The organism is Pseudonocardia charpentierae (assembly GCF_031845345.1).
Classification (GTDB): domain Bacteria; phylum Actinomycetota; class Actinomycetes; order Mycobacteriales; family Pseudonocardiaceae; genus Pseudonocardia; species Pseudonocardia charpentierae.
This window is the reverse complement of the sequence record NZ_JAVREJ010000015.1, coordinates 104,764-130,294: the sequence shown is the minus strand read 5'-3', so window position 1 is coordinate 130,294 and position 25,531 is coordinate 104,764. Positions and strand designations below refer to the sequence as shown.

Annotated in this window: 24 protein-coding genes; 7 read left to right on the top strand and 17 right to left on the bottom strand. The window is 73.1% G+C overall.

Going from position 1 to position 25,531, the window contains the following annotated elements:
• Positions 1-30: 30 nt before the first annotated feature.
• Positions 31-615, top strand: a complete 585-nt coding sequence (locus tag RM445_RS20615; protein WP_311558436.1) for a TetR/AcrR family transcriptional regulator — start codon at positions 31-33, stop codon at positions 613-615.
• Positions 616-619: 4 nt separating this feature from the next.
• Here RM445_RS20615 and RM445_RS20610 read toward each other — a convergent pair whose 3' ends face one another.
• From RM445_RS20610 to RM445_RS20565, 10 genes are all read right to left on the bottom strand, one after another.
• Entirely contained in the window at positions 620-1,024 is a 405-nt protein-coding gene (locus RM445_RS20610; protein WP_311558435.1) for an STAS domain-containing protein, read from the bottom strand.
• Complete coding sequence (locus RM445_RS20605) at positions 1,021-2,127, bottom strand: cobalamin B12-binding domain-containing protein (RefSeq protein WP_311558434.1); 1,107 nt, start codon at positions 2,125-2,127, stop codon at positions 1,021-1,023. Before RM445_RS20605 ends, RM445_RS20610 begins: the two co-directional genes overlap by 4 nt.
• Positions 2,124-3,860, bottom strand: a complete 1,737-nt coding sequence (locus RM445_RS20600; protein WP_311558433.1) for a PP2C family protein-serine/threonine phosphatase — start codon at positions 3,858-3,860, stop codon at positions 2,124-2,126. The genes RM445_RS20605 and RM445_RS20600 overlap by 4 nt, the downstream gene beginning before the upstream one ends.
• Positions 3,861-3,961: 101 nt before the next feature.
• Positions 3,962-4,756 carry a hypothetical protein gene (locus RM445_RS32760; protein WP_311558432.1) on the bottom strand — a complete coding sequence of 265 codons (795 nt, stop codon included), beginning with the start codon at positions 4,754-4,756 and terminating at the stop codon, positions 3,962-3,964.
• 470 nt (positions 4,757-5,226) lie between these two features.
• The gene (locus RM445_RS20590) at positions 5,227-6,276 is read right to left on the bottom strand and encodes an extracellular catalytic domain type 1 short-chain-length polyhydroxyalkanoate depolymerase (RefSeq protein ID WP_311558431.1); all 1,050 of its coding nucleotides are present in this window, start codon (positions 6,274-6,276) and stop codon (positions 5,227-5,229) included.
• A gap of 97 nt (positions 6,277-6,373) precedes the next feature.
• Positions 6,374-6,682 carry a DUF2218 domain-containing protein gene (locus RM445_RS20585; RefSeq protein WP_311558429.1) on the bottom strand — a complete coding sequence of 103 codons (309 nt, stop codon included), beginning with the start codon at positions 6,680-6,682 and terminating at the stop codon, positions 6,374-6,376.
• A gap of 28 nt (positions 6,683-6,710) precedes the next feature.
• The gene (locus tag RM445_RS20580; RefSeq protein WP_311558427.1) at positions 6,711-7,493 is read right to left on the bottom strand and encodes a 2-keto-4-pentenoate hydratase; all 783 of its coding nucleotides are present in this window, start codon (positions 7,491-7,493) and stop codon (positions 6,711-6,713) included.
• Between the two features lie 2 nt (positions 7,494-7,495).
• A complete protein-coding gene (locus tag RM445_RS20575; protein WP_311558425.1) occupies positions 7,496-8,311 on the bottom strand; it encodes a 2-keto-4-pentenoate hydratase in 816 nt (271 codons plus the stop codon).
• A 76-nt stretch (positions 8,312-8,387) separates the two neighbouring features.
• Positions 8,388-11,234: a helix-turn-helix transcriptional regulator gene (locus tag RM445_RS20570; protein ID WP_311558423.1), complete on the bottom strand. Its 2,847-nt coding sequence runs from the start codon at positions 11,232-11,234 to the stop codon at positions 8,388-8,390.
• A 55-nt stretch (positions 11,235-11,289) separates the two neighbouring features.
• Complete coding sequence (locus RM445_RS20565) at positions 11,290-12,288, bottom strand: LysR family transcriptional regulator (protein WP_311558421.1); 999 nt, start codon at positions 12,286-12,288, stop codon at positions 11,290-11,292.
• A gap of 291 nt (positions 12,289-12,579) precedes the next feature.
• On the opposite strand from RM445_RS20565, the gene RM445_RS20560 reads away from it, so the two are divergent.
• A complete protein-coding gene (locus tag RM445_RS20560) occupies positions 12,580-13,380 on the top strand; it encodes an IclR family transcriptional regulator (RefSeq protein WP_311558493.1) in 801 nt (266 codons plus the stop codon).
• Positions 13,381-13,455: 75 nt separating this feature from the next.
• Here RM445_RS20560 and RM445_RS20555 read toward each other — a convergent pair whose 3' ends face one another.
• Positions 13,456-15,171: a PHA/PHB synthase family protein gene (locus RM445_RS20555; RefSeq protein WP_311558419.1), complete on the bottom strand. Its 1,716-nt coding sequence runs from the start codon at positions 15,169-15,171 to the stop codon at positions 13,456-13,458.
• A gap of 96 nt (positions 15,172-15,267) precedes the next feature.
• Between RM445_RS20555 and RM445_RS20550 the strand changes: the two genes are divergently transcribed.
• The 3 genes from RM445_RS20550 (at position 15,268) to RM445_RS20540 (ending at position 18,286) form a co-directional block, all read left to right on the top strand.
• Entirely contained in the window at positions 15,268-15,732 is a 465-nt protein-coding gene (locus tag RM445_RS20550; protein ID WP_311558417.1) for a CorA family divalent cation transporter, read from the top strand.
• On the top strand, positions 15,720-16,193 hold the full coding sequence (locus RM445_RS20545; RefSeq protein ID WP_311558415.1) for a CorA family divalent cation transporter: 474 nt from the start codon (positions 15,720-15,722) through the stop codon (positions 16,191-16,193). Before RM445_RS20550 ends, RM445_RS20545 begins: the two co-directional genes overlap by 13 nt.
• 200 nt (positions 16,194-16,393) lie before the next feature.
• The gene (locus tag RM445_RS20540) at positions 16,394-18,286 is read left to right on the top strand and encodes a bifunctional sugar phosphate isomerase/epimerase/4-hydroxyphenylpyruvate dioxygenase family protein (RefSeq protein WP_311558413.1); all 1,893 of its coding nucleotides are present in this window, start codon (positions 16,394-16,396) and stop codon (positions 18,284-18,286) included.
• 99 nt (positions 18,287-18,385) lie between these two features.
• On the opposite strand, the gene RM445_RS20535 is transcribed toward RM445_RS20540, so the two are convergent.
• Positions 18,386-19,405: an MBL fold metallo-hydrolase gene (locus tag RM445_RS20535; RefSeq protein WP_311558412.1), complete on the bottom strand. Its 1,020-nt coding sequence runs from the start codon at positions 19,403-19,405 to the stop codon at positions 18,386-18,388.
• Positions 19,406-19,414: 9 nt separating this feature from the next.
• Positions 19,415-19,624 carry a dodecin family protein gene (locus tag RM445_RS20530; protein ID WP_311558411.1) on the bottom strand — a complete coding sequence of 70 codons (210 nt, stop codon included), beginning with the start codon at positions 19,622-19,624 and terminating at the stop codon, positions 19,415-19,417.
• 158 nt (positions 19,625-19,782) lie between these two features.
• Between RM445_RS20530 and RM445_RS20525 the strand changes: the two genes are divergently transcribed.
• Together RM445_RS20525 and RM445_RS20520 are read left to right on the top strand one after the other, a co-directional pair.
• Positions 19,783-20,274 carry a DUF3043 domain-containing protein gene (locus RM445_RS20525; RefSeq protein ID WP_311558410.1) on the top strand — a complete coding sequence of 164 codons (492 nt, stop codon included), beginning with the start codon at positions 19,783-19,785 and terminating at the stop codon, positions 20,272-20,274.
• Positions 20,275-20,286: 12 nt separating this feature from the next.
• Complete coding sequence (locus tag RM445_RS20520; protein ID WP_311558409.1) at positions 20,287-20,553, top strand: hypothetical protein; 267 nt, start codon at positions 20,287-20,289, stop codon at positions 20,551-20,553.
• Between the two features lie 68 nt (positions 20,554-20,621).
• Here RM445_RS20520 and RM445_RS20515 read toward each other — a convergent pair whose 3' ends face one another.
• From RM445_RS20515 to RM445_RS20500, 4 genes are all read right to left on the bottom strand, one after another.
• Positions 20,622-22,025, bottom strand: a complete 1,404-nt coding sequence (locus tag RM445_RS20515; protein WP_311558408.1) for an MFS transporter — start codon at positions 22,023-22,025, stop codon at positions 20,622-20,624.
• 156 nt (positions 22,026-22,181) lie between these two features.
• Positions 22,182-23,678 (bottom strand): MFS transporter, encoded by a 1,497-nt coding sequence (locus tag RM445_RS20510; RefSeq protein WP_311558406.1) that lies wholly within the window; start codon positions 23,676-23,678, stop codon positions 22,182-22,184.
• A 183-nt stretch (positions 23,679-23,861) separates the two neighbouring features.
• On the bottom strand, positions 23,862-24,041 hold the full coding sequence (locus RM445_RS20505) for a hypothetical protein (protein ID WP_311558405.1): 180 nt from the start codon (positions 24,039-24,041) through the stop codon (positions 23,862-23,864).
• 3 nt (positions 24,042-24,044) lie between these two features.
• Positions 24,045-25,523, bottom strand: coding sequence for an NAD(P)/FAD-dependent oxidoreductase (locus RM445_RS20500; protein WP_311558404.1), 1,479 nt, complete (start codon positions 25,521-25,523; stop codon positions 24,045-24,047).
• Positions 25,524-25,531: the final 8 nt, after the last annotated feature.

The following is a 25,531-nucleotide window of genomic DNA, read 5'->3' as shown; positions in this document are numbered from 1 at the left end:
GTAAAGATACTACCGCAGGAACGAGACGTGATGACGGCAGCGCCGCCGAACCGGCCCGGACGACCCCGCGACAGCCGCCGTGACGAGGAGATCCTCACCGCGGTGCTCCGCCTCCTGGCCGACACGTCGTACTCCGAGCTGACCATCGCCGCCATCGCCCGCAGCGCAGGCGTGGGAAAGCCCACGCTCTACCTACGGTGGACGAGCAAGGCGGCCGTGGTGGCCGACGCCGTGGTCCGCGTGATGTCGGCCGACCCGTTCCCCGACCTCGGCGACGTGCGTTCCGACCTCGTGACCGGGCTGCGCGAGATGATCCACCTCTTCGCCGCCACGGCGGCAGGCCGCGTACTGCCCGGCCTGGTCGCGGATCTGCACGACGACCCGGCGCTGCTCGCGGCCTTCCAGGAGCGCTACTTCCAGCCCCGCCGCCGTTCGGTGCGCGCGGCGCTGGAGCGCGGCGTCGCACGCGGCGAGCTCGACGCCGGCATCGACCACGAGCTCGCCGTCGACATGCTCGTCGGGCCGGTCTACTACGGCCTGCTCTCCCGCGGGGAGAAGGTGGACATCTCCCCCGACGACCTCGTCGCCGCCGTGCTCAGGGCCTGGCGACCCTGAACGGTCAGGCGCGTTCCGACCCTCCCGCGGCGTGATCGATCTGGTCCAGGTCGGCGCCGAGGACCGTGAACAGCGCGCCGGCCCCGGTGATGTGCAGGACACGCTCCAACATCCCGTGCACCCCCCGCAGGATCAGCCGGCCCCCGGCGAGGTCGGCCCGCCGCCGAGCGGCGATCAACGCGGAGAGGCCGATCGAGTCGCAGAAGTGCAGGCGGCGGACGTCGAGGACGAGACACGGCCGGGTCGGGCCGAACACGTCGGCCACGTGCTCGTCGAACACCGGCACCGTGGCGTAGGTCAGTTCGCCGCACAGCGCCAGGCACACCGAACGACCCTCGAGGGACGTCTCGATCTGCAGCGGCTCGCTCATCGCGCTCTCCCCCTGCTCGAGCTGGTCCGACCTGGTCATGGACGGCCCGCCGCTGCCTCACGGCCGGCGTCGAGGCAAGCCTGGGCGAACGGGAAGTCGTGCAGCTCCGCACCGAACGCGTCGAGCACGCCCGCCAGCGCGGCCTCCGAGGCTCCGCGCGACGCCGACACCCGCGCGAGCCAGCCGACGTGGTCCGCGAACAGCCCTCGGTCCCCGAAGTACGCGGCGGCGGCGAGGAAGTCGACCGCCTGACCCAGGTCGTCGTCGAGTGCGGAGTCGGCCAACTGCACCGGCAGCCCGCTGCCGCTGCGCAGGTTCTCCAACGCCGCCACCACCAGCCGTCCGCGGCGCTCGCGGACCCCCGCGTACTCGGCCTCGGCACCCGCGTCGGCGGGCCGTGGAACAGCGGGTTCCGGCCAGGGCAGGCGGTCGAGCAGCGCCACGGCGTCGGGGACCGTGGGCGCCCATGCGTCGACGCCGAGGCTGCGGGCGAAGCAGCCGTCGGCACGGAAGCCGGCGCCACCGGCCAGCACCGGGGTTCCGGTGCGCTGCGCGGCGACGACCGTCTGCCGTGCCGCCGGTAGGCGGATCGGCAGCGTGGCGCTGAGCGCGACGACGTCGGGGCCGTGCTGGTGCAGGAAGGACACCAGGTGCACCGGCGGCACGCTCGCCCCGAGGAACGTCACCCGCCAGTCGTGCAGCTTCAGCACCTCCCCGACGATGCGTGCGGTGAGGGCGTGCCACTCGCCGTCCAGGCAGGAGAGCACCACGTGGCCGCGGCTCCCCGTGCGCCGGGTCCGCGCACCGACCGCGGCGACGACCCGTTCGGCGATGCAGGTCGCCGCATGCTCCTGCGCGACGCTCCACCGGCCGGACTCCCACAGCTGCCCGACGCACATCTGGGCGGGCGTGACGAGCTCCAGCAGTACCTGCTGAGGGGAGCTGCCGGCGTCGAGAAGGCCGGTGACCAGCTCGACGGCCCGGAGTTCGTCGCCACGCCCGAGCGCGTCGAGGTACTCGTCCGCGGCCGCCCGCACGGCCTCGGTCGACGCGGATGCGGACAGCGGTGCGGAAGTCGACGGGGTGGAAGTCGACGGGGTGGAAGTCGACGGGGTGGAAGTCGCAGACGCCGCAGACGTCATGAGATCTCCTCGGGGGCGACGGGGTCGGGGTGTACGGAGAGATCGTGGACGGAGTGCAGGTGGCGTCCCGCCGCCCGGGGCACGGGAATCGGGGCCTGCAGGACCAGCACGGCGATGTCGTCGTGGTAGCCGGGCGACAACCACCGATCGGTGTGCTGCGCGATGCGCTCCGCAATGCCGGGGGCGGGCAGCACGTCGCACCCGGCCAGGACCGTGGCGAGACGCTCCTCGCCGAAGACCTGCCGGCCGTCGAGCCCGCCGTGCGCCTCGGTGACGCCGTCGCTGTAGAGCACGCACGACTCACCGGGAGCCAGGTCCACGGTGCAGGCCCGGAAACGCGCGTCGGGCACCGCGCCGACCAGCATGCCGCCGATGTCCACGTGCTCCACCCGGCCGCCGCGCACCAGGAGCGGCGGGAGGTGGCCGCCACCGGCGAGAACCAGGCGGACGCCGCCGTCCGGCAGCGGCGTCGCGGTACCGAGCACCAGGGTCACGAACTGCGGAGCCCGGTCGGCCGGGCTCGCGTCGATCATCGTGGCGTTGAGCATCTCCAGGAGGCGCACCGGGTCGCTCTCGACCCGGCGGAGCGCGAGAACCGACTGGCGCAGCCGACCCGTGCTGACCGCGGCGTCGACACCCTTGCCGCACACGTCGCCGAGCAGGAACGTCGTGGTGGCACCCGAGGAGCGCACCACGTCGTAGAAGTCGCCCCCGATCAGCATGCCCTCGTCCGACGGCCGGTACGCGGCGCCCAGGGTGAGGCCCGGCACCTGCGGCAGCGCCGGCTGGAGGAGGCTGCCGCGCAGCACCCCCGCCGTGCGCACCTGCCGCGCGTAGAGCGCCGCGGCGGCCATGGCGATCCCCGCGCGCTGCGCGAACTCCTCCACGAGAGCGGTGTCGACGGCCGGGGCGACGGCTGCGGACACCGCGTCGGCGTTCCGCAGCAGGACGAGCGCACCGGCCGGCACGCCGTTGCCGGGAAGCGACACGACCGCGCCGACGGTCGCAGCACCCGGCCACGGCCCGCTCTCCGCCCACGGCGCGCCGTCCAGGTCGTCGACCAGCAGCGGGGCGTCGCTCTCCTGGCCCCGCAGCGCGGCCGCGACCGGTTCGGGCAGGGCCGCGACGTCGGTGCGGCCCGAGCGCACCGCGCCGCCGCGGTCGCCGGCCGCCCATTCGAGCGCGCCGCCGGTCACCGCAGGCCACACGATCACGACGGCGTGTGCCAGTTCCGCGGCGGCCAGGTCGACCACCGTCTTCGCCGTCCGGCCGGGGTGCAGGGACAGGCCCAGGCGACGGCTTGCCGAGGCGAGGAACCGCGACCGGCCCCGTTCGGCGAGCAGGTTGTCCAGCCGCGCGTGCTGCTCGGTGACGTCGTCGACGTACCAGGCGATCCAGCCGTCGGGCAGCGCCTGTCGCCGTGCGCGCAGGCGCCGCCCGCCTCCGGTGAACTCGGTCGCACGGGAGGCGGCATCCGTCGCGGGCTGCTCGACATGGTGCGGATCGAGCGCACCACCCAGCAGCTCACCGACCCGCACGTCCGGCAGCAGGGCGAGGGCCGTGGCGTTCATGTAGCGGACGACGCCCTGGTGGTCGTGGGCGAGGATGCCGTCGGCGCCGTCGAGCAACCGGTCCGCCAGCGTGCGCGCACGGAGCGCCGGGCGCTCGACCTGCTCAGGGCCGGTGGCGGCGACCGTCCGGTCCACGTCGACGTCGTGCCCCTGCTCCACCATCGCACCTCCCCGTCGCCGGGCCCGCACTACGGGGGTTTCCGTGCACCGGCTGCGTCGGTCGGGTCAGGCTACGGGATCATCAATCGCGGCACAGCGTGAGGCTACGTCACACCGCGTGACCGGCGAGAACGTCGGCGAAGAGCTCGCGGGTGCGCACGTCGGGCTCCAGGCCGAGATCGCGTCGGAGGCCGGCACGGCAGGCGTGGAAGGCGTGCGCAGCCTCGGCACGCCGTCCGGCGGCGAGCTCCGCCCGGATGAGCAGCTGCCAGCCGTGCTCGGCCAGCGGGTCGAGCGGTGGCGAGGCGGGCGAGCGGAACCGCGCGTTCCGCCTCGCGCAGCGCCAGCGCGATCTCGGCCCCTGCCGCGGCGGCGGCGTGCAGCGCGCGCTCGTGGGCGCGCCGGGCGTCGACCGCCCACGCGGCATAGGGCTCCGTGGCCAGCAGGGTGCCGTCCGCGATGCTCACCGCGCTCTCCCAGAACCGCAGGGCCTGGCCAGGCGCGGTGTGCCCGGCCCGACGGATCCGTTCCTCGAAGTCGTGCAGGTCGATGCGCACGCGCTCGGTGTCGAAGCGGTAGCCCCCCGGCGTGGTGCCCAGCACCGTCGCCCGCCCGGGCACGCCCGGCTGAAGCGCCCGGCGCAGCAGGGCGACGTAGCTCTCCAGCGTGACCTGCCAGCGCCGCGGCGGCCGGCCGGACCAGATGTGCTCGGCGATCACGGTCTTGCGCACTGGCTCACCCCGGCCGAGCGCGACCAGCTCGAGGATCTGGCGCGGCTTGACGCCCGTGAAGTCCGACGCGCGCAGCGTCCGGTCGGGCGTGGACACGGTGGTGTGGCCGAACACGTGCACGGTGAACGGGCGGCATCCGTCGACACCGTCCGGTGCGGTCTGCTCCATCGGCGCCCCTCCTGCGTCCCGGGCCCCCGACGACCCGCGGCCACCTTGATTGAGCCGTACACAAACGCCGGGGGCCACCCCCAACCCACGGGGGCGCAGGTCGGAGCCCGGTCCCAAGGTCGGCCCAAGTGCGCGCTGCTGGGGTGGATCGGACTGCGCGTCCCGGATCCCCGCGGAAGGAGGCGGCCGTGCCCGCCCTCGTGCGCGTCACACTCCTCCGGCTCGCACTCGCGTTCCTGGCCGGACTCGCGATCCTGTTTCCCGGTGCCGGGTCGGCGGGCGCCACCGGGACCGGCCTGCAGGTCCACCACCTGCTCCCCGAAGACGGGGCCGTCCTTGCGACCGCACCCGACCACGTCGAGGTCATGTTCGACCAGGACCTGCAACCCGGCGGCGTCGACGTCGGGATCGCGCCCGACGACACCGGCCGCCTGGTCGATCTCCCCCGTGGCCCGGGCCTCCGGACCCGCTCAGGCCCCGGCGGCGGGCGCGAGCCGGCGACCGGCGCGCCGGTCCAGGGCGTGCAACCGGAAGAACGCCCACATCAGCGTCGTCGCCCGGGGGCCGGCCGGATCGCTGAACGACCCGTTCTTGCGCCCGCCCGACCACGCGTGCGCCAGCCGGTCGACCGACCAGTACTCCAGCACCTTGCGGCCACGCGCGGTGTACCAGCGGAGCACCTGGTAGGTCCGGCCGTCCGTGGTGTTCCCGGTGTCGGAGCGGCTGCGGACCACCGGGTCGTCGCCGGGCGCCACGGCGCGGTGGGCGAGCCACTGGTCGGCCACGCGGTCGCCGTTCTGCGGACGCACCACCGAATCGGCCCGACCCTGGACGACGATCGCCGGCGGCAACGCGGTGGCGCCGGGCAGGGGTGCGGGCACCTCCGTGCGGGCCCCCATCGCCGCCAGCGCCTGCGCGGGCCCGCTCGACGACCGGTACGCCGGCGCGGAGTGGGCGCCGACCGCGGCGAACACGTCCGGGTAGGCGGCGGCGACGGTGAGCGCCATGGCTCCCCCGGCCGAGATCCCGGCGACGTAGACCCGGCGCTGGTCGACGCGCCACCGGATCTCGTCGGCGGCGACCTGCGCGACGATCCCGGCGATCACGGCGGGCTCCCCCGCCCCGCGGCGCTGGTGCGCCGCCTCGTACCAGCGCCAGCAGCGCTGCGGGTGGTGGCGCGTCTGCTGGTGGGGCACCACCAGCAGGAAGCCGCTGCGGTCGGCGGCCGCGGTGAACCGCGTCGCGTCCGCGAACTCGGCAGGCGTCTGGCCGCACCCGTGCAGCAGCACGACCAGCGGTGCGGCGCTGCGCCGCCGCAGCCCGGCCGGGACGTACACGTCGTAGGAGCGCCCACCCGCGGGGCCGATGTGGCTGCCGGTGACCCAGGTCCCGGCCGCCGCCTGCCGGGCAGGCTTGCGTGCGGGCGCCGCCTTCGGCTTGCGGGATGGCCTGCGCCGCAGATCCGGCAGCAGTGCACGGAGGCCGGAGGTGAGGGCTCGGGTCGATCGGCGTCGCGGCATGGTTCCTCTCGGGGCCGACCCGGGCGGTGGCCCCGGATCTCCGGTCGGGCCGCGAACTATATCAAGCAGATCACGGTACGCCCCCGCGATACGCCTCTCAGGCGTCCGCCGGAGCGTCGCGCTGCCAGCTGACGGTCAGCTCGCGGCGGGCACCGAAGCGCTCGAGGTGGCGGCCGAGGACGTCCTCGACCAGGGCCAGCGACTCGGCGTCGTCCGCACGCGCCTCCAGCAGCAGGTGGTCGGCCCGCGGACGGACGATCGCGGTACCGGCCGACAACGTCAGCCGTCCGGCGTCGGGATCGCCGTCGACGGGCTCGACCCCGGCCTTGCGGCCGAGGTGCGCGAGCAGCTGCTTGGCGTAGCGGGCGGCCGCGTCCGTGGACACGACCGCCGTGGAGATGAACACACCCGCCACCCTTCCCAGGCCCAGGAGCTCAGACGCCGAAGACCTCGATCGCCCCGAGCTGGTCGAACTCGAAGGTGACGCTCCCGCCCGCGACGACCGGGACCGGCGCCGTGACCCCGCCGGAGAACACGAGCTGCCCCGCCTTGAGGCCCTCCTCGCCCTTCGCGGCGAGCTCGTTGGCCAGGTAGGCCACGGATGCGGCCGGGTGCCCCATGACGGCGGCCCCCGCGGCGGTCATGGCGACCTCGCCGTCCACCCGGACGACGGCGCCCAGCAGCGACAGATCCGGGAGCTCGGAGGGTCGCCGGGCGATCGGGCCCAGGTAGAAGCCGGCGGCGCTGGCATTGTCGGCCACGACGTCGGACAGCGTGAACTTGAAGCTCTCGTAGCGGGAGTCGAGCACGTCGACCGCCGCGAAGACCACTTCGGTCGCCGCCAGCACCGAGGCGATGGTGGCGGGCCCGGTGATGTCGCGGGCCAGCAGGAACGCGATCTCGGACTCCACGCGGGGGTGGATGAACCGGTCGAGGTGCACCGGCTCGCCGTGCGCGAAGAGCATGCCGCTGGTGACACGCCCGTACAGCGGCGCCGCGAGGCCCATGGCCTGCTGCTTGTTGCGGCTGGTGAGGCCGAGCTTCCAACCGACGAAGGTCTCGCCGGCGTCCAGCTTCGACTGCACGAACAGCTTCTGCGCCTCGAACGCCGTCTCGACCGGGATGTCGGGGTGCTCGTCGCTGAACTGCGCGATGCCCTTGCGTTCCCGCTCCGACGTGACGAGGGTGTCGGCGATCTCCTGAGCGGTGATGGCCACTGTCACTTCCCCTCGTCCGATGTCACTGCCTTCGAGAAACGCACGGTCACCGCGCCCAAGTGGGCGAACTCCGCACGGAACACGTCGCCCGGGTTCACCGGCACCATCTTGTGCACGGCGCCGGGAAGGACGACGTCGCCCGCCTTGAGCCCCGAGCCGAGGCTGCCGAGCTTGTTGGCCAGCCAGGCCACGCAGCGGGCCGGGTTGCCCAGCGCCGCGGCACCGGCGCCGGTGTCGAGCATCTCGCCGTTGCGCGACACCACCACGCCGAGCAGCCGCAGGTCCAGGTCCTCGACCTTGCGCATCCGGCCGCCCAACACCAGCAGGCCGGACGAGGCGTTGTCCGCGACGGTGTCGACGAGCTTGATCTTCCAGTCGGCGACGCGGCTGTCGACGATCTCGACCGCCGGCAACGCCCCGGCGATCGCCGCCAGGGCACCCGCGGTGGTGACGCCGGGACCGGCCAGGTCGCGCTCCATCACGAAGGCCAGCTCCGCCTCGACCCGGGGCTGGTTCAGCCGCGACAGGGCGATGAGGTCGCCGTCCTCGACGAACATCTCGTCGGTGAGCACGCCGAAGTCGGGCTCGTTCACCCCGAGCAGCTCCTGCATGGGCTTGCTGGTCAGGCCGACCTTGCGGCCGATGACCTTCTGGCCCGCGGCGACACGCCGCTCGATGTTGATCGACTGGATCGCGTAGGCGTCCTCGATGTCGAGTCCGTCGTGGCGGTCGGTCAGGGGAGCGATGGGCTTGGCCGAGCGATCGGCCTCCCACAACTCGTCGGCGAGGTCTTGATGGAGAGCGGGCTGCACGGTCATGAGACTCGTCTGCCGACGTCCCGGTCTGCAACCGTGCCCACGGTCGGTTCCGGCGAGTGGGAACGGCGACGGGTGGTCAGGCCGCGTCGAGCGCCGCGAGCCGTCCGGGCAGCTCGCGCCGCGACGTCACGCCGAGCTTGTGGAAGACGTTGCGCAGGTGGAACTCGATGGTCTTGACGCTCACCACCAGCTCCGCGGCCACCTCGCGGTTGCTGCGTCCGGCGGCGGCCAGGCGGGCCACCACGAGCTCCTGCGACGTCAGTCCCGCGCGGTACCGCTCGTCGCGGTCCGCCGGGTGCAGTCCGGATGCGGCCAGCTCGCGGTCGCAGCGCTCGCGGTACGGCTGTGCGCCGAGCGCGACGAAACCGCGGCGCGCGCTCTCCAAGAGGTCGACGGCGCGCCTGCGGCGCCCGGCGCGGCGGTGGAAGGCGCCTGCTGCCAGTTCGACACGGGCCCGCTCGAACGGGAGCGCGACCCGTTCCATCGCCTCCAGCGCCCGGTCGAACGCGGCCTCCGCGGTTTCCGGGCGTTCGGCGGCGGCCTCGATCCGGCCGCGCGCCCGGGCCAGACGGGCGATCGGAGCCGCCCGGCCGCGGTCGTCGGCCCGCCACTCGTGCGGTACGAGGAAGGTGTCGGCCTCGTCCACCCGTCCCAGGGCGACCAGAGCGTCGGCGTACAGGTCGTGCCACGCCCAGAAGCCCGGCTCGTCGACGGCGTCGCGGTACGGCAGGTCGCGCAGCGGCTCCAGCGCGGCGAGCACGCCGCCGGCGTCACCGTCGGCGTCGGCGAGCCGCGCCCGCGCCAGCCCGACCGAGGCGATCGAGCGCTCGTAGTCGTGCGGCCGCGTCGCGTCGCGCAGCAGGGCGGCCGCGGTGTCGTGGTCGCCGCGCGCCGCCGGGACGAGCGCGGCCACGGCCAGCGCCATCGCCACGGTGAAGTCCAGGTCCGCCTCCGCGGCGAGCGCGGCGGCCCGTTCGGCGTGCACCACGGCGTCGTCCCACGCCCCGGCGAAGTACTCGGCGCGGGCCAGGTAGGCGAAGCAGTACGAGGCCGTGGACGCCACACCGAGCGCGAAGGCGCCCGCCGCCGCCGACCCCAGGTCGTCCCGGGCGCCGTCGAGGTCGTCGTCGACCAGGCGCAGCAGACCCCGTGCGGACCGCGGCTGCAGCCACGAGAAGGCCGGCTCGGCGGCCCGCTCCACCGCTCCCCCGACCGCGGCGTAGGCCTCCTCGACCGCGCCCGTGTAGCCCAGGCCGTACGCGAGGTAGGCCCGTGCGGCCTGGTGACCCGCGGTTCCGGGGCCGGCCAGGGACAGCGCGCGGCGGCTCCACTCGACCGTCCCGGCGCCGTCGAGGCGTCCGTAGCGGTGCACGGCGTTCTGCAGCGCGATCGTGGCGGCCACCTCCGGCGCCACCCCGGCCTGCCCGTCGACCGCCCGGCACCGCTCCCACGCGCTGCGCAGCAGCCCTTCGGCCGCCACCGGGTCGCCGTGCGCGCGGGCGAGGAAACCGAGCACGCTGTCGCGCAACGGACCGGGAGGGAAGGCACCCACCTCCGCGGCGAAGGTCTGCGCCTGCGCGATGTCGCCGGTCAGCAGCATCCAGTTGACGCCGCCCAGCAGGCGCTCCTGGGCGCGGGCGCGGTCCGGGTCGAGCCGGGCCGCCTGGACGAGGTGTGCGGCGGCAGCGGGCCAGGCGTGCTTCTCCGCCTCCTGCCGGGCGAGGTCGGCGAGATCGGCGGCCAGCGCGGCGTCCGGACCGGCCGCAGCCGCGACCCGGTGCCGCAGCACCCCGACGGCGTCGCCCTCGGCCTCGGCCAGCCGCGCGGCCGCGAGGTGCAGCGCGGCGCGGCGGGCCGGCCCGAGCCCGTCGTGGACGGCGGCGCGGACCAGCGGGTGGGGGAAGGACACCGGCCACCGGTCGCCGACGTCGCCCGGCACGAGCAGGTCCAGCTTCACCGCCTCGTCCAGCGCGGCCAGCGGGTCGGCGACCCCGCCGAGCCGTGCGGCCGCGGCCAGCTCGGCCCCGCTGCCGAGCACCGCGGCCGCCTCGACGAGCGCGAGGGTCGCCGGCGCCGCGCCACGGCACCGCTCGGCCACCAGCACGCGGAAGGAACGCGGCGCCGGCAGCGGCTCACGACCGGTCCACCGCCGGGCCGGGAACTCCTCCAGCAGTGCGCGGGCGTGGAGCGGGCTGCCGCCGGTCGCCTCGCGCAGCGTCCGGGCGGCCCGGACGGTGGGCCCGGCGCCCTCGACACCCAGCAGAGCGGCCAGGTCGCGCAGCTCGTCCTCCCCCAACCCCGCGAGCCGCAGCACCGTGCCACGGTGCCCGGTGACGAGCCTGCGGAGGCCGCCGGGCAACAGCGGGACGGCGTCGTCGCGGGTCACCACCAGGGCGAGCAGCTGGTCGGCGACCATCCGGCGGAGCGCGAAGATCAGTGCGCGCAGCGACGGCAGGTCCGCCCAGTGCGCGTCGTCGATCACGAGGATCAACGGTCCGTCGCGGCCGAGCACGTCGAACACGCGCAGGATCCGGGTGCCGACGGTGACCGGGTCGTCGAGCGGCACGCCGTCGGGTGTCGCGAGGTCGTCCGCGACGGTCAGCGGGGCACCCGCGGGTCCGGCGACCCGGGCGAGCTGCTCGACCACGCCGTAGGGCAGCAGGGTCTCGCTCTCGTCGCCGCTGACCCGCAACACCCGGGGTGCACGCCCGGCCCGACCGGCGTCCGTGATGTCCGTCAGGTCCGTGGCCTCGGCCAGGAACCGGTCGACGAGCGCGGTCTTGCCGATCCCCGGCGGCCCCTCGACCTGGACGACGGCGGGCTCGTTGCGGATCGCGGCGGCGAGCCGGTCGCGGAGCAGGGCGAGCTCGGCCCGCCGGCCGACGAACGGGACGTCACCGACCCCGCCGCCACTGCCGCCCATGCCGCGTGTCCTTCCCGCGCCGGGCGGCCTCACCCGCGGCGCCCCGAGGGCGACCCTACCGCCGTCCGCCCCCGTGAGCGCCCACGTGAGAGGCGGGATCGACCAGGACCGGCCCGCGGAACGCCCGGAGGTCGTCGTCGGGAAGGCCCACCGCGCCCTCGGGCGGCGCGGCGCCGAGCACCTCGGCGTGCAGGGCACGCCCGAGCTCGGTGCCGAGCAGTACGTCGTACCAGTAGGCGGCGACCCGGCGGCGCAGGTCGGGGTCGGCGAGCGGGACGGTGACGAGCCCGTCGCCCGCCCCGGCCGCGCGCGCCGCGACCTCGGTCAGCAGCCCGACCCCGAGCCCGACGCGGACCAGGGCGGCGACGGTGTCGGGGCAGTCGGCCGTCGCCGCGACGGAGGCGACCACACCCCGGCGGGTGAGCAGGTCGAGGACCTCGGGCATCGCGTCGCCGGACGCGCCGGCGACCACGAGCGGCTCCCGCACGAGCTCGTCGACGGACACGGAGCCGCCGTCGCGGGCGAACCGGTGGTCGGCGGGCACGACGGCGCGGAGCGGCTCGGACCACAGCACACGTTCCCGGAGTCCGGGCGCGGCCGGGGCGGTGAGAGTGGGCAGCACGGCGAGCGCGACGCCGTCGTCGAGGAAGCGCCGCTCGACGTCGTGGCGGCCGTCCTCCAGCACCTCGAACCGCACGCCGGGGTGGGCGGCGGCGAGTTTCGCGAGCGGAGCGGGCAGGAAGGCGGTGCCGAGGCACGGGGTGGTGAGGAGGGTGAGACGTCCTTCGTCGAGGCCTCTGGCGGCACCGACGGCGGAGCGGGCGGAGCCGATGGCGGCGAGGATCTCGCGCGCGTGCTCGGCGAGCACCTCGCCGGCGTGCGTCACCTGCACTGGCCGGCGCGTGCGTTCGAGCAACGTGACACCCAGCTCGCGCTCCAGCGCGGCGATGTGCGCGCTGACCCGGGACTGGGAGCGGTGCACCTGCTCCGCGGCAGCGGTGAACCCCCCGCGGTCCACCACCGCGAGGAACGTCCGCAACCAGTCCAACTCCACCCCGGCATCGTGCCGCCGGACGGGTCCCGTCCGCCCCGGTGAGCGACCCCGGGGTTCGGCGGGGACCGGCCTGGGGTACGCCACGACGTCGGGGATCTCCGGGTGCGTCGCGTGATCCGTCACCGACGGGTGTCACGGGCCGGTCACGCATCCGCTGGACGGATCGTGTCGCCCGTGTGACGCTCTGGTGGCGGGCCCGGCGCCCGTGTTTCCTGGACGCGATACCGATCACACGGCGCGGCGGGATGCGGTGGTTCCGGTCCTGCACGTCGACGAGCAGGAGGGATCGTGATGGCGGGGAACTCCACCGAATCCGGGCGCTCGGTGACGAGCAAGATCACCTCGATTCTCATGACCTTCACCGAGGGCAGCGTGCACTCCCTCACCGAGATCGCCCGGCTCGCCGGTCTGCCGGTGTCCACCGCGCACCGGCTCACCTCCGAGCTCGCGTCGTGGCGGCTCCTCGACCGCACGGACGACGGGCTGTACCGGGTGGGCCTGCCGCTGCGCATGCTCGGCACGGGTGACGCGGTCGCCCCCAGCGTCGTCGAGCGGGCCCCATGGGTGCTGGACGACCTCGCAGGCGCCACCCGCAGTCGCGCCCGCCTGGGCGTGCTGGCGGGCCCGGAGGTCGCCTACCTGGAGAAGCAGCCCGGTACCCGCCCGGTGTCGTCGTTCTCCCCCGCTGCCACGCTGCCCGCTCACGCCACCGCGCTGGGCCGGGCGCTGCTCGCCTTCTCGGACCCGGAGATCGTCGACGCCGTCCTGACCCGCGGCCTGCGGGCCTACACCCCGCACACGGTCACCTCACCGGACCGGTTCCGCCGCGCCCTGGCGGTCACCCGGCTGACCCGGGTCGCCGTGACGCGGTGGGAGCTCGAGCAGGGCGTGTCGGGCGTGGCGATGCCGGTGTTCGGGCCGGGCGGCGACGTCGTCGCGGCGATCGAGCTCGCCGTCGCGGACCTGAGCCGCGAACTGCAGCCCGTGACCGCTGCGCTGGCCGTGGCCTCCCGCAGCCTCTCGCGCGAGCTGGCCACCGAACCTCGCCGTCACATGCGCGCCGTGGGCCAGCGGACGTTCACCCACGCCTAGAGCGCACCGGCTCCACGGCCCGTTCCCGCCGCGCTCCGGAGCCGTGCCACGCTCCGGAGCGCGCTGCGGGACCGATCAGGTGTAGACGTAGCGCCCCGGGGCGTCGCCCAGCACCGGGTACCGGTCGCTGCCGAGCTGCGGCGGGTCGATCAGGTCACCTGCGGTCTCGGTCGACCAGCGGGTCCAGTCCTCCCACCACGTGCCGGCCTTGCGCTGCGCGGTCTCCCGCCACGTCTCGGCCGACCTCGGCGCGGAATCGTCGTCCTGGGCGAGGAACCACGCCTTCGGGCTCGGCGGGTTGACGATGCCCGCGATGTGGCCACCACTGCTGAGCACGAACCGCACCGGGCCGCTGACCAGCGACGTGGTCTTGTACGCCGACTCCCACGGCACGATGTGGTCGTTGATGGCGCTGACGATGTAGGTCGGTGACTTGATCGCGCTCAGGTCGATGGTGCGGCCCGCGATCTCCAGCGTGCCCGCGGCCAGCTTGTTGCGGACGTAGAAGTTGCGCAGGTAGAACGCGTGCATCGCCGCCGGCATCCGGGTGCTGTCGCCGTTCCAGGCCAGGATGTCGAACGACGGCGGGTCCTGGCCCATCAGCCAGTTGCTCACCACGTAGTTGAAAATCAGGTCGTTGGCCCGCAGGATGTCGAACGTCCCGGCCATCGACGTGCCCTCGAGGGTGCCGGCCTTGGCGATCTTCTTGATCAGCTTCTCGACGGTGCGCTCGTCGGTGAAGTTGCCGAGCACACCCGGATCGGCGTAGTCCAGCATCGTGTTCAGCAGCGTCAGCGTGCCGACGCGGCTGTCGTTGCCCTGCGTCAGGTAGGCGGCCGTGATCGCGGTCATTGCACCGCCCAGGCACAGCCCGACGATGTCGATCGTCTCCGCACCGGTGATCTCCTGGATGACGTCCAGCGCGGTCTGCGGGCCGTTGACCAGGTAGTCGTCCATCGTGGTGCCGCCCATGTCCTTGGACGGGTTGAGGTAGCTGATCGCGAAGACCGTGCGGCCGTGCTGCACGGCCCACTCGACGAAGCTGCGTCCTGGCGCGAGGTCCATCACGTAGTACTTGTTGATCCAGGGCGGGCTGCACAGCAGCGGCCGGGCGTGGACCTGCTCGGTCTGCGGCGCGTACTGGATGAGCTCCATGAGCTCGTTGCGGAACACGACCTTGCCCGGGGTCGCGGCGAGGTTGCGGCCCACCTCGAAGCCGCTGGTGTCGACCTGGCGCGGCCGGCCGTTGTTGTTGACCAGGTCGTCGAGCAAGGTCATCGTGCCCTTGACGACGCTCGCCCCAGCGGTGTCGAACGCCCGCTTCAGGGCGGCCGGGTTCAGCGGGAGGAAGTTCGTGGGCGCGAGGGCGTCGAGCGCGAGGTTCAGCGCGAGCTCGGCCTTCTGCGCGACGTCCGCCTCGACGGACGCGGCACCCACGACTTCCTGCGCGTACCGGCACGTCGACAGGTAGGCCAGCCGCACGCCGAAGAACCACGGGTTCGTGCTCCACGCCGGGTCGGCGAACCGGCGATCCTTCGGGTCGACGGGCACCGGCGTCTCGATCTCGCGGCCGAACCACGCCGTGGTGGCGACCATCGGGATGCGGGCGAGGTCCGTCCACCACTGCAGGGTGGCGCGGGCCGGGGCGGTCGGGTCGGCCAGGCTCGACTGCAGGGCTGTGGTCAGCGCTTCACCGAACCCCGCCGAGTCGAGGTCCTCGAACAGATCGGACTCGGGTGCCAGCACCCCTGCAGCTCGCTCGGCGACATCGCGCGACGACTCATCCACCATGCCTCCATAGTGCGTGGTAAACCGACCACTTCGCACCCCCTACCGCTGACCGGAATTTCACACGCCCGGCACTTGTGCACGTCGACACTCCACGCAGTGGACGTCCTGCTGATCACCGCCGGCGGCGTACAGCCACGATCGGCCGACGAGCTCGACGAGCTTCTCGCCGACGTGCACGCCGGTCGGGGCGTGCTCTGGGTGGACGTCCCGCTCTGGGACGAGGCCGCCGCGGCCGCGTTGACGCAGCGGTTCGGCATCCACCCGCGGGCGGCGGCCGACTGCGCGCGACGCAACCCCGTGCCGAAGGTGCACCTCTACTCCGACCACCTGTTCGTGGTCCTGCACTCGCCGGAACGCGGTGCCCGCGGGCATGTTCACTATGTCGAACTCGATCAGTTCATCGGCCCCGGCTGGTACGTCACCGTGCACGGTCCGCTGAACCCGAAGGTCGCTCCCGAGGCGGCGCGGGTCGAGACCGGAGCGGTCTCACGGCGCTGCTCGCGGACCGGTTCCACCCGACCGGCGCCCACGAGCTGTCGTTCGCCGTCGTGGCGGCGCTGACGGCGCGGTTGCGCGATTACCTCGCCGCCCTCACCGAGGAGGTGTGGGCGCTGGAACGGCAGGTCACCTCCGGGCACCACGGCGACGCCGAGAAGTTCCTCGAAGAGCTCTTCCAGGTCCGGCACGGCCTGCTCACCGTCCGGACGATCGCCGCGCTGAGCCGGGAGGTCTACGGGCGGATGGCCGCGCTGCCGGCCGTCGGCGACGCCGGCCGGCCCCTGGTCGCGGACGTGGAGGACCAGTTCCGCCGCACCGCGCAGATGGGCGACGCGCAACGGGAGTACCTGCAGGGTGTGATCGAGTTCTACCAGACCCGCACCAACACGAAGATGACGATCGCGGCGGAGCGCCTCGCCGTCATCGCGGCCGTGACCCTGCCCGTGACCGCGGTGTCGTCGATCATGGGCATGAACGTCATCGTCAACGACAGCACGCACATCAGCGGCTGGTCGGGCTGCTGATCTTCATGGCCGCGATGTCGGTGGCCATGCTGATCTGGGCGCGCCGCCAGGGCTGGTGGTGAGCGGCCGGGCGCGACGGGACCCACTGGCCGGGAACACCCGGCGCACAGGTACCGGGCCGGGAGCCGCGTGAGCAGGCTTGCCATGCCGCCGTGCCCGCCGTGCCCGCCGTGCCCGCCGCGTCGAGAGGGGAAACGGGAATGTCCGTGTCCGCCGAGCCCACGAGCGCCGCCCCCGGGCGGGCGCAGCGTCCCCGCACCGCCGTCGCCACCGTCTGCCTGTCCGGCACGTTGGAGGACAAGCTGGCCGCGGCCGCCGCGGCCGGCTTCGACGGCGTCGAGATCTTCGAGCCCGACTTCGTCGCGTCGCCGTCGTCCGCCGCCGAGATCCGGCGACGGTGCGCGGACCTCGGCCTGACCATCGACCTCTACCAGCCCTTCCGCGACTTCGACTCGACCGATCCCGAACGTCGGGCGGCCAACCTGCGGCGGGCGGAGCGCAAGTTCGACGTCATGGAGGCCCTGGGCACCGACCTGATCCTCGTCTGCTCGTCGGTGGCCCCCGACGCCGTCGACGACGACGGGCAGATCGCCGAGCAACTGCACGCCCTCGCCGACCGCGCCGCCGCACGGGGCCTGCGCATCTCCTACGAGGCACTGGCGTGGGGCAGGCACGTCAACACCTACGAGCGGTCGTGGGAGGTCGTCCGCCGGGCCGACCACCCGGCGCTGGGCCTGTGCGTCGACAGCTTCCACATCCTCTCCCGCGGCAGCGATCCCGCCGGGATCCGGGACATCCCGGGCGAGAAGCTGTTCTTCCTGCAGCTGGCCGACGCCCCGCACATGGACATGAACGTGCTGCAGTGGAGCCGCCACCACCGGCTGTTCCCCGGCCAGGGGGCGTTCGACCTGCCGGCGTTCCTCGGGCACGTGTGGGCCGCGGGTTACACCGGGCCGCTGTCGCTCGAGGTCTTCAACGACGTGTTCCGCCAGGCCGACCCGCGCCGCGCCGGGGTGGACGCCCTGCGCTCGCTGCTCGCGCTGGCCGAGGCCGTCCGCGACCCCGACCTGGGTCACCTCCCGCCGGGCGTCGAGGTGGGCGGCCCTGCGCTCCCGGCCACACCCCGGCTGCACGGCTTCGCCTTCGCCGAGGTCGCCGTCGACGACGACTGCGAGCCCGCGATCGCGCGCACGCTGGCCGCGCTCGGGTTCACCCACTCCGGCTCGCACCGCACGAAGCCGGTGCAGCTGTGGTCGCAGGGCCAGGCCCGGGTGCTGCTCAACGCCCAGCCCTCGGCACACGGGGCGGCCGTCGCGGCCGTCGGCGTCGAGGTCGACGACCCGACGGCGGCCGCGGAACGGGCCACGGCGCTGCTGGCCCCGGTGCTCCCCCGCACCCGTGGGGCCGCCGAGGCGGACCTCTCGGCGGTCGCCGCACCGGACGGGACCTCGGTGTTCTTCTGCCGCACCGGTGCCGAGGACGGGTGGCTCACCGACTTCCCCGCCGACGACGGAGCCGCCCCGGGGTCCGGATCGATCGGCTCCATCGACCACGTCGCCATGACGCAGCCGTTCGACAACTTCGACGAGGCCGCGCTCTTCTACCGCAGCCTGCTGGGGCTGGCCACCCAGCACGCGTCGGAGGTCGCGGCACCGTTCGGCCTCGTCCGCAACCGGACGGTCGCCGACCCCGAACGGACGCTCCGGCTCGGGCTGAGCGTGTCCGTGCTCCGCCGCGGCGAGTGGGCACCCGGCGTCGCGGAGCCCCAGCACGTCGCGTTCGCCTGCGCGGACGTGCTCGGCGCCGCCCGCGCCGCCCGGGAGGCGGGAGCACCGCTGCTGCCGATCCCGGACAACTACTACGACGACCTCGACGCGCGCCTGGCTCCGCCGGAGGAGCAGCTCGCCGAGATGCGGGAGCTGAACGTGCTGCTCGACCGCGACGAGCACGGCGAGTTCCTGCACTTCTACACCGAGGTGCTGGGCGGGCGGGTGTTCTTCGAGGTGGTGCAGCGCATCGGCGGCTACGAGGGCTACGGCGAGGTCAACGCCCCCATCCGGATGGCCGCGCACCGCCGCCTGCGCCTGCGGTAACAGCGCGCCGAACCGGCGACACCGCGCGGTGTCTGGGGCGGCGCTCGGGTTCTGACATGCGCGGCGCCCTGCACAGCGAGCGAAGTCCAGGCCAGACGATCAGGAGGCGGCCAGGGCCGTGACGTCGAGCGGCGTGTCCGCGGTCGCGTACCACTCGTAGACCCCGTCGGGCCGGGTGCGCCGCTCCACGACCCCGGACCACCGCAGGTACGCCACGTGCGCGAGCGTCTCGTTGATGGCGAGCTGGCGCTGGTGGGCGAGCACCGCCTTGGCGACGAGCAGGTCGGCGAGCTCGACGATGGACCGCGGCTGCTGCCCGATCGCCCGGCGGATCTTCTCCAGTCGCCGGACCTTGGTGCGCAGGATCGCCTCGATCCGTCCCTGCGGCTCCCCGAAAGGGGTGCCGTGGCCGGGCAGCACCGTCTGCGGCCGCAGGTCCGCGATCGCCCGCAGCGACGTCAGGTAGCTGCGCAGCGGGTCCGCGTCGAAGCCGCGCTCGAAGGTGACCGGCGGGGTGATCCCCGGCAGCAGGTGGTCACCCGACAGCAGCGTCTTCCTGGCAGGCGACCACAGGCAGACGTGGCCGAGCGAGTGCCCGGGGGTGTGCACGATCTGCCAGGCGTCGCCACCGACCGTCAGCTCCTCCCCGCCGCGCAGCCGGTGCGAGGCCTCGACCACCGAGTGCAGGTACGGCAGCCACCGCGTGAGGTGGTGGGCGAGGTCGCCGCGCTCGGCCTCGGAGACGCCGTGGTCGGCGTAGGTGTCGCGGCGCCGGGCGCGCGCGGTGTCGGGGTGCCGGTACTTCTCGCAGTCCAGGTCCGTGAGCGCGTGCATCGCGAGCTCGGCGCCGGTCAGCTCCATCACGCGCCCGGCCAGGCCGTAGTGGTCGATGTGGGCGTGGGTGACCACGATCCGGCCGACGTCGGTCAGGCCGTAGCCCGCGCCGTGCAGCCCGGCCTCGAGGGCCGCGAGGCCGCCGTCGGGCAGATCGGGCCGCCACACGCCGCAGTCGACGACGGTGACGCGGTCGCCGTCGGGCAGCACGTAGCAGTTCACGGTCTCGACGGCGTTGACCCCGACGGGCAGGACGATGCGCGAGATCTCGGCGGCTTCGCTCACGACCGGCCCTCAGCCGTGCATGCGCTCGCGCAGCACGAACCACACCCGCATCTCGACCCGGTACTCGGTGGTGGCGCCGTCGACCACTCCCGAGATGCGGGTGACCTCGAACCCGGTGATCCCCTCGAGCGACATGCGGGCCCGGTCGAGCGCCTCGGCCACGGCGTCCTGCACCGAGTCGCCGGTGCCGATCAGCTCGACGGCCTTCTCCACGGTCACCTCGGGAGCGTCGCCGACCGCTCGTCGGACGACAACCGGCCGTCGCACGCGTTCCGCTCAGTGAAGGACGGATCGCTCCCGGACGACGCCTCGTCCCCCTGTGCTCTCCGAGGTCCCGTATCCTCCGAGGTCGTGGTGCAGGTGCGATCGGACGGGCGATGACGGGCAGCCGGCGCGACCGCAAGGGTCGCGCCCCCCGCGACGCCGATCGCTGGACACGCGTCGCGCCTCCCTCGGCCGCGTCCCCTTCGACCGGGCCGACAGCACGCCGGGCCGCCGATCCGCCCGACGAGACCCTGCAGCCCCGCGACCGCGGCCCGGTGCGGGCCTACGTCCGGGACCTCGTCGACGCCCGCCGCGGGCTCGTGGGCCTGTTCGCGCCCGGCTTCGGCGGCACCCTGATCGCGGCGCTCGGTCCGCGCAGCGACCTGCAGCGCTGGCTGCTGCTGATCTGCGCCGTGCTCCTCGCCGTCGCGGTCGTCGACGCGGTGGTCCTCGGCCGGTCGGTCACCCGCCGGGCCCGCGCCCGGTTCCCCGACGAGACCGTCGACGGCCTGCCCACGGGCTGGTACGCGTTCATGCGGGCCCACCGCAACCGCAGCCTCCGCCGCCCGCCGCCGCGGGTGGTGCCGGGTACACCCGTCCCCTGAGGAGGGCGTCCGATGGCCGATCACCACGACACCACCCGTCCGGGCAGCCTGCGGGAGCAGATCGGCGTCGTCCTCCTCCGCAGCGCCACCGCGCTGGCGGCCGACCGGCAGAGCACCATCCGGCACATCGCGGACGTCCCCGACGGCGCCCTCGGGCGTGAACGGGCGCTGAGCACCCTGGCGTTCGCCGGTTGGGTGGACTCCCTGCTGCTGTGGCTGGCCTGGCGCCTGCTGCCCGCCGACGCGGTACCGGGGCAGGTCTCGCCGCCCGGTCCCTGAACGCCGACTTCCTGGAACGCCGGCGGCCGGGCCGCCCGTCGTGCGGGCGACCCGGCCGTCGGTGTGGGTCAGCGGGAGGCGACGGCCTCCGCGCGGATGCGGTTGTACTCCTCGAGCGGGACGGGCTGGGTGCCCGGCACGCCGAGGTCGTTCATGTGCAGACGGTAGGTCTCGCGAGCGGTGTACGCCGCGATCGCCGAGACGATCGCGATGCCGAAGACGATGCTGCCCACGATGAGCGGGACGTTCGATCCGGGAGGCGCCACGGTCGCGAAGACGGCCGGCAGGAACGCGGTCGCCATCGTGCCCAGGTTCTGCGAGACCGCGAACGCGGTGACGCGCGTGCGGGTCGGGAACAGCTCCTGGTAGAACGCCGGGAACGTCGCGTTGTAGCCCTGGTAGACGATCCCCCACATCAGCATGGCACTGATGAACGCCAGGACGGTGTTCTGGGAGTCGACGGCGTAGAGGTACAGGAACCCCATCACCCCCGAGCCCAGCGCGCCGACGATCATGCAGGGCCGTCGCCCGATCTTGTCGGTCAGGTTGCCCACGAACGGGATGAGGACCACCGCGACGACGTTGCCGACCACCGAGATCCACAGGTACGTGGTGGTGGTGAACCCGTTGCCGTAGGCCGCGTTGGTCGCGAACGTGGCTCCGAACGTGTTGACCGTCGTCGGGACGACGTTCATCAGCGACATGCAGAACACGCGCAGCATGTCCGGGCCGCTCTCGCTGACCGCCTGCTTGATGGGTGCCTTGGGCACCTCGCCGTGGACGGCCTCCTCCTGGAACGCCGGGGTCTCGTCGACCTTGCGGCGGATGATGATGCCGGCGATCACCACGAACACGCTGAGCAGGAACGGGATCCGCCAGCCCCACGACTGGAAGGCCTCCGGCTCCATCACCGCGGACAGCGGCAGGAACACCGCGGCGGCTAGGACCTGCCCGGCCTGCACGCCCTGCAGGGTGAAGCTGCCGAAATAGCCCCGTCGGCCGAACGGCGAGTGTTCGACGATCATCGCGCTCGCCCCCGCGATCTCACCCCCGACCGCGAAGCCCTGGACCAGCCGCAGGATCACCAGCAACGCCGGCGCCAGCAGCCCGACCTGCTCGTAGGTGGGCAGGAACGCCACACCGAACGTCGAGATGCCGATCAACATCATGCAGAGCACGAGCATGTTCTTGCGGCCGTGCGTGTCGCCGAGGTGGCCCAGCACGAACGCCCCGATGGGCCGCGCGACGTAGCCGACACCGAAGGTGGCGAACGCCGCGATGATGGCGATCTGCGGGTCGCCCTTCGGGAAGAAGATGTTCGGGAAGACCAGCGCGGCGGCCTGCGCGTAGATGAAGAAGTCGTAGTACTCCAGCGCGCTGCCGATCCAGCCGCTGGCTGCGGCCTTCTTCGGCTGCTTGGCGAACTCCGTGGGTTCGTGCGAGCCATCTGGCTCGCGGATCTCGTCCTGCATGCGTCCTCCTGACGGCCGGGGCCGAGTCGCCTGATCGTCGCAGGGCGTGCATATGGGGTAAAGCAGACGAAGTTCGGTTTCCACTGGCAGGAACGACCGGAGGGCCGGACCGACGTGGTGTCGGCCCGGCCCTCCGGCTCGAGTGGTCCTACGAGGTCACACGGACGTGCTCATCCCCTCGCGACGGATCCGGTCGTACTCGTCCTTGGGAACCGGCCTCGCGTCCTTGTTGCCGAGGTCGTTCAGGTGGACGCGGTAGGTCTCGCGAGCCGTGAAGGCCGCGATGGAGGCGACGACGGCCAGACCGAGGGTGATGCTGCCGACCGTCCACACGACGTCGGACTCGATGGCGTCCGCCGCCGCCCGGCAGGTCTGACCGGACGGGAGCAGCGTGTCGGGCGAGAACTTCTTCTCGACGACGCACGTGTTCGGGGTGGGACCGACGAGCGCCGCGTAGATCGCCGGCAGGAACGCGGTGATCAGCGTGCCGAGGTTCTGCGAGACGGCGAACGCCGTGACGCGCGTCTTGGTGGGGAACAGCTCCTGGAAGAACGCCGGGAAGACCGCGTTGTAGCCCTGGTAGACCATGCCCCACATGAGGATGGCGAAGACGAACGCCATCGTGAGGTTTCCTGCGGCGACGAAGTACAGGTACGGGTAGGCCAGGACGCCCGACCCCAGGCAGCCGATGATGATGACCGGACGGCGGCCGATGTGATCGGTCAGGTTGCCGACGAACGGGATGAGGATCACCGCGACCACGTTGCCGATCACCGAGATCCACAGGTAGTTCGTGGTCGTCAGCCCGACGCCGTAACCCGCGTTCGTGGCGAAGGTCGCGCCGAACACCGTCACCGCGGTGGGGATGGCGTTCATCAGCGCCATGGAGGCGACGCGCAGCATGTCGATGCCGTTCTCGCGCACCGCCTGGACGATCGGCGCCGCGGGCACCTCGCCGTGCTCGGCCTCCTCCTGGAACGCCGGGGTCTCGTCGACCCGGCGCCGGATGATGTACCCCGCGACGACCACGAGGGCACTGAGCAGGAACGGGATCCGCCAGCCCCACGACTGGAACGCGGCAGGCGACATCGCCGCGGACAGCGGCAGGAAGACGGCGGCGGCGATGATCTGGCCGGCCTGCACGCCCTGCAGCGTGAAGCTGGCGAAGTAGCCGCGCCTGCCGAACGGCGCGTGCTCCAGGATCATCGCACTGGCCCCGGAGATCTCTCCGCCGACCGCGAAGCCCTGGATCAGGCGTAGGGCGACCAGCAGTATCGGGGCCCAGACGCCGGCCACGGCGTACGTCGGGAGCAGCGCGACGAGGAAGGTCGAGCCGCCCATCAGCAGCATGCACAACACCAGCACCGTCTTGCGGCCGTGGGTGTCGCCCCAGTGCCCGAGGACGAACGCGCCGATGGGCCGCGCGACGTAGCCGACGCCGAAGGTCGCGAACGCCGCGACGATGGCGACCTGCGGGTTGTTCGACGGGAGGAAGATGTTCGGGAAGACCAGCGAAGCGGCCTGTGCATAGATGAAGAAGTCGTAGTACTCCAGCGCGCTGCCGATCCAGCCGCTCGCCGCAGCCTTCTTCGGCGTCTTCGCGTGCTCGCCGGGTTCGTGCGAGCCGGGTGGCTCAAGGATCTGATCGCTCATCTCACCCTCTCCGGACCGCGCACCGGCATCGGTGCTCGCTGAAGGCAAGTGCATCCCCAGGTCGCGGCAGGGTCAACTACGGTTCGATCGCTTTCCACTGAATGGCATCCCCAAAAGCGGACCTATTCGAGGAAAACCACTAATCGGACAATTAAGCCTGACGACACAAAAGGGTGATGCGGCTCAGTTACGGCGCCGCGGCATTCCGAAGCCGCGTCGCCGCAGGTAGAGATTGACCGCGAGGAAGACGAGCCCGAGCACGACGAGCAGCCATCCGAACGAGGCCATCTCCGTGCCGGCCTGGCCGACGCCGAGCCAGAGCCCGGCCCCGACGACGACCAGGCTGACGATGATCGCGACCACGGCTCAGCCGGTCTCCCGGCCCGCTGCCGGCACCTGCTCCGCGGGGCGGTCACCGGGCGGCAGCGGACCCGACTCGACCGTGCCGGTGGCCGGCGGGACCGACTGCTCGATCACCGGGGTGTCCTTCGGCGGCTGCGGGTGGTGCTCGACCTGCGTGTGCGCCTGCTCGAAGGTGATGATGCGGTGGCCCCGGTTCTTCGTGAACACGAGCGCCCGCGCCCAGGTGTACATCGTGCCGAGCCGATTGCCCCAACCCACCAGGTAGGCCACGTGGATGAACGCCCACATGAGGTAGGCCAGCACGCCGGTGACCTTGACCTTGAACGCGTCGGCCACCGCCGCCCGGTAGCCGATGGTGGCCATCGAGCCCTTGTCGAAGTACTTGAACGGGGGCGGTGCGGGGAGGCCCGCCAGCCGCGCCTTGATGACCCTGCCGACGTACTTGCCCTCCTGCAGCGCGGGCTGCGCCACGCCGGGGAGCTTGTTCAGCGAGATCATGTCGCCGATCGCGAACACCTCGGGATGCCCCGGGACGGTGCAGTCGGGGTTGACCGGGATACGTCCCGCCCTGTCGGTCTCGACGTCCGACTGCTCGGCGAGCATCTTCGCCAGCGGCGACGCCGCGACGCCGGCGGCCCAGATCCGGGTCCGGCAGCGGATCGTCTGCACGCCGTCCGGGCCCTTCACCGTGACCGAGTCGTCGTCCATGCCGACGGCCAGGGAGTTGAGGTGGATCTCCACCCCCATCTTCTCCAGGACCCGCTTCGTGTAGACCTGCAGCTTCTTGTCGAACGGCGGCAGCACCGACGGCGCACCCTCGAGGAGGATGATGCGCGCCTGCCGGGTGTCGATCGACCGGTAGTCGCGCGGCAGCACCGTGTGCGCCAGTTCCGCGATCTGCCCGACCATCTCCACGCCCGTCGGGCCCGCCCCGATCACGACGAACGTCAGCAGCTCGGCCCGCTCGACGGGGTCCGTCGAGATCTCGGCGAGTTCGAACGCCGACAGGATGCGGTCGCGCAGGTACCGGGCGTCCTCGATCGTCTTCATGCCGGGGGCGAACTCCGCGAACTCGTCGCGGCCGAAGTACGAGTGCGTGGCCCCGCCCGCGACCACCAGCGTGTCGTAACCCAGCGCGATCGTGCGCCCGTCGGGGGCCTCGGTGCTGATCTCCCGGTTCGCGAGGTCGATCTTCGTCACCTCGGCGAGCACCGCGTGGGCGTTGGCCTGGTTCTTGATGATGCTGCGCAGCGCCGGTGCGATCAGTCCGGGCGGCAGGATACCGGCGGCCACCTGGTAGAGCAGCGGCTGGAACAGGTGGTGGTTCGTCCGGTCCACCACGGTCACGTCGGCGTCGGCGGCGGCCAGCGCCCGGACGGCGTTCAACCCCCCGAACCCGCCGCCGATCACGACCACGCGGTGTCGCGCACCCGTCGTGCCCGCGGCGCTCACAGCGCCTCCTGCGGCGGCCTGCTCGGTCATGGCACCCT

Excerpts from the sequence above, each read along its gene's own strand:
- RM445_RS20510 (WP_311558406.1), bottom strand. The coding sequence starts at position 23,678 with ATGAGCGATCAGATCCTTGAGCCACCCGGCTCGCACGAACCCGGCGAG.
- RM445_RS20605 (WP_311558434.1), bottom strand. The coding sequence starts at position 2,127 with ATGACGTCTGCGGCGTCTGCGACTTCCACCCCGTCGACTTCCACCCCG.
- RM445_RS20590 (WP_311558431.1), bottom strand. The coding sequence starts at position 6,276 with ATGCCGCGACGCCGATCGACCCGAGCCCTCACCTCCGGCCTCCGTGCA.
- RM445_RS20560 (WP_311558493.1), top strand. The coding sequence starts at position 12,580 with ATGGCGGGGAACTCCACCGAATCCGGGCGCTCGGTGACGAGCAAGATC.
- RM445_RS20525 (WP_311558410.1), top strand. The coding sequence starts at position 19,783 with ATGACGGGCAGCCGGCGCGACCGCAAGGGTCGCGCCCCCCGCGACGCC.
- RM445_RS32760 (WP_311558432.1), bottom strand. The coding sequence starts at position 4,756 with ATGGAGCAGACCGCACCGGACGGTGTCGACGGATGCCGCCCGTTCACC.
- RM445_RS20600 (WP_311558433.1), bottom strand. The coding sequence starts at position 3,860 with ATGGTGGAGCAGGGGCACGACGTCGACGTGGACCGGACGGTCGCCGCC.
- RM445_RS20555 (WP_311558419.1), bottom strand. The coding sequence starts at position 15,171 with ATGGTGGATGAGTCGTCGCGCGATGTCGCCGAGCGAGCTGCAGGGGTG.
- RM445_RS20515 (WP_311558408.1), bottom strand. The coding sequence starts at position 22,025 with ATGCAGGACGAGATCCGCGAGCCAGATGGCTCGCACGAACCCACGGAG.
- RM445_RS20500 (WP_311558404.1), bottom strand. The coding sequence starts at position 25,523 with ATGACCGAGCAGGCCGCCGCAGGAGGCGCTGTGAGCGCCGCGGGCACG.
- RM445_RS20610 (WP_311558435.1), bottom strand. The coding sequence starts at position 1,024 with ATGACCAGGTCGGACCAGCTCGAGCAGGGGGAGAGCGCGATGAGCGAG.
- RM445_RS20575 (WP_311558425.1), bottom strand. The coding sequence starts at position 8,311 with ATGACCGTGCAGCCCGCTCTCCATCAAGACCTCGCCGACGAGTTGTGG.
- RM445_RS20615 (WP_311558436.1), top strand. The coding sequence starts at position 31 with ATGACGGCAGCGCCGCCGAACCGGCCCGGACGACCCCGCGACAGCCGC.
- RM445_RS20520 (WP_311558409.1), top strand. The coding sequence starts at position 20,287 with ATGGCCGATCACCACGACACCACCCGTCCGGGCAGCCTGCGGGAGCAG.
- RM445_RS20540 (WP_311558413.1), top strand. The coding sequence starts at position 16,394 with ATGTCCGTGTCCGCCGAGCCCACGAGCGCCGCCCCCGGGCGGGCGCAG.
- RM445_RS20570 (WP_311558423.1), bottom strand. The coding sequence starts at position 11,234 with ATGGGCGGCAGTGGCGGCGGGGTCGGTGACGTCCCGTTCGTCGGCCGG.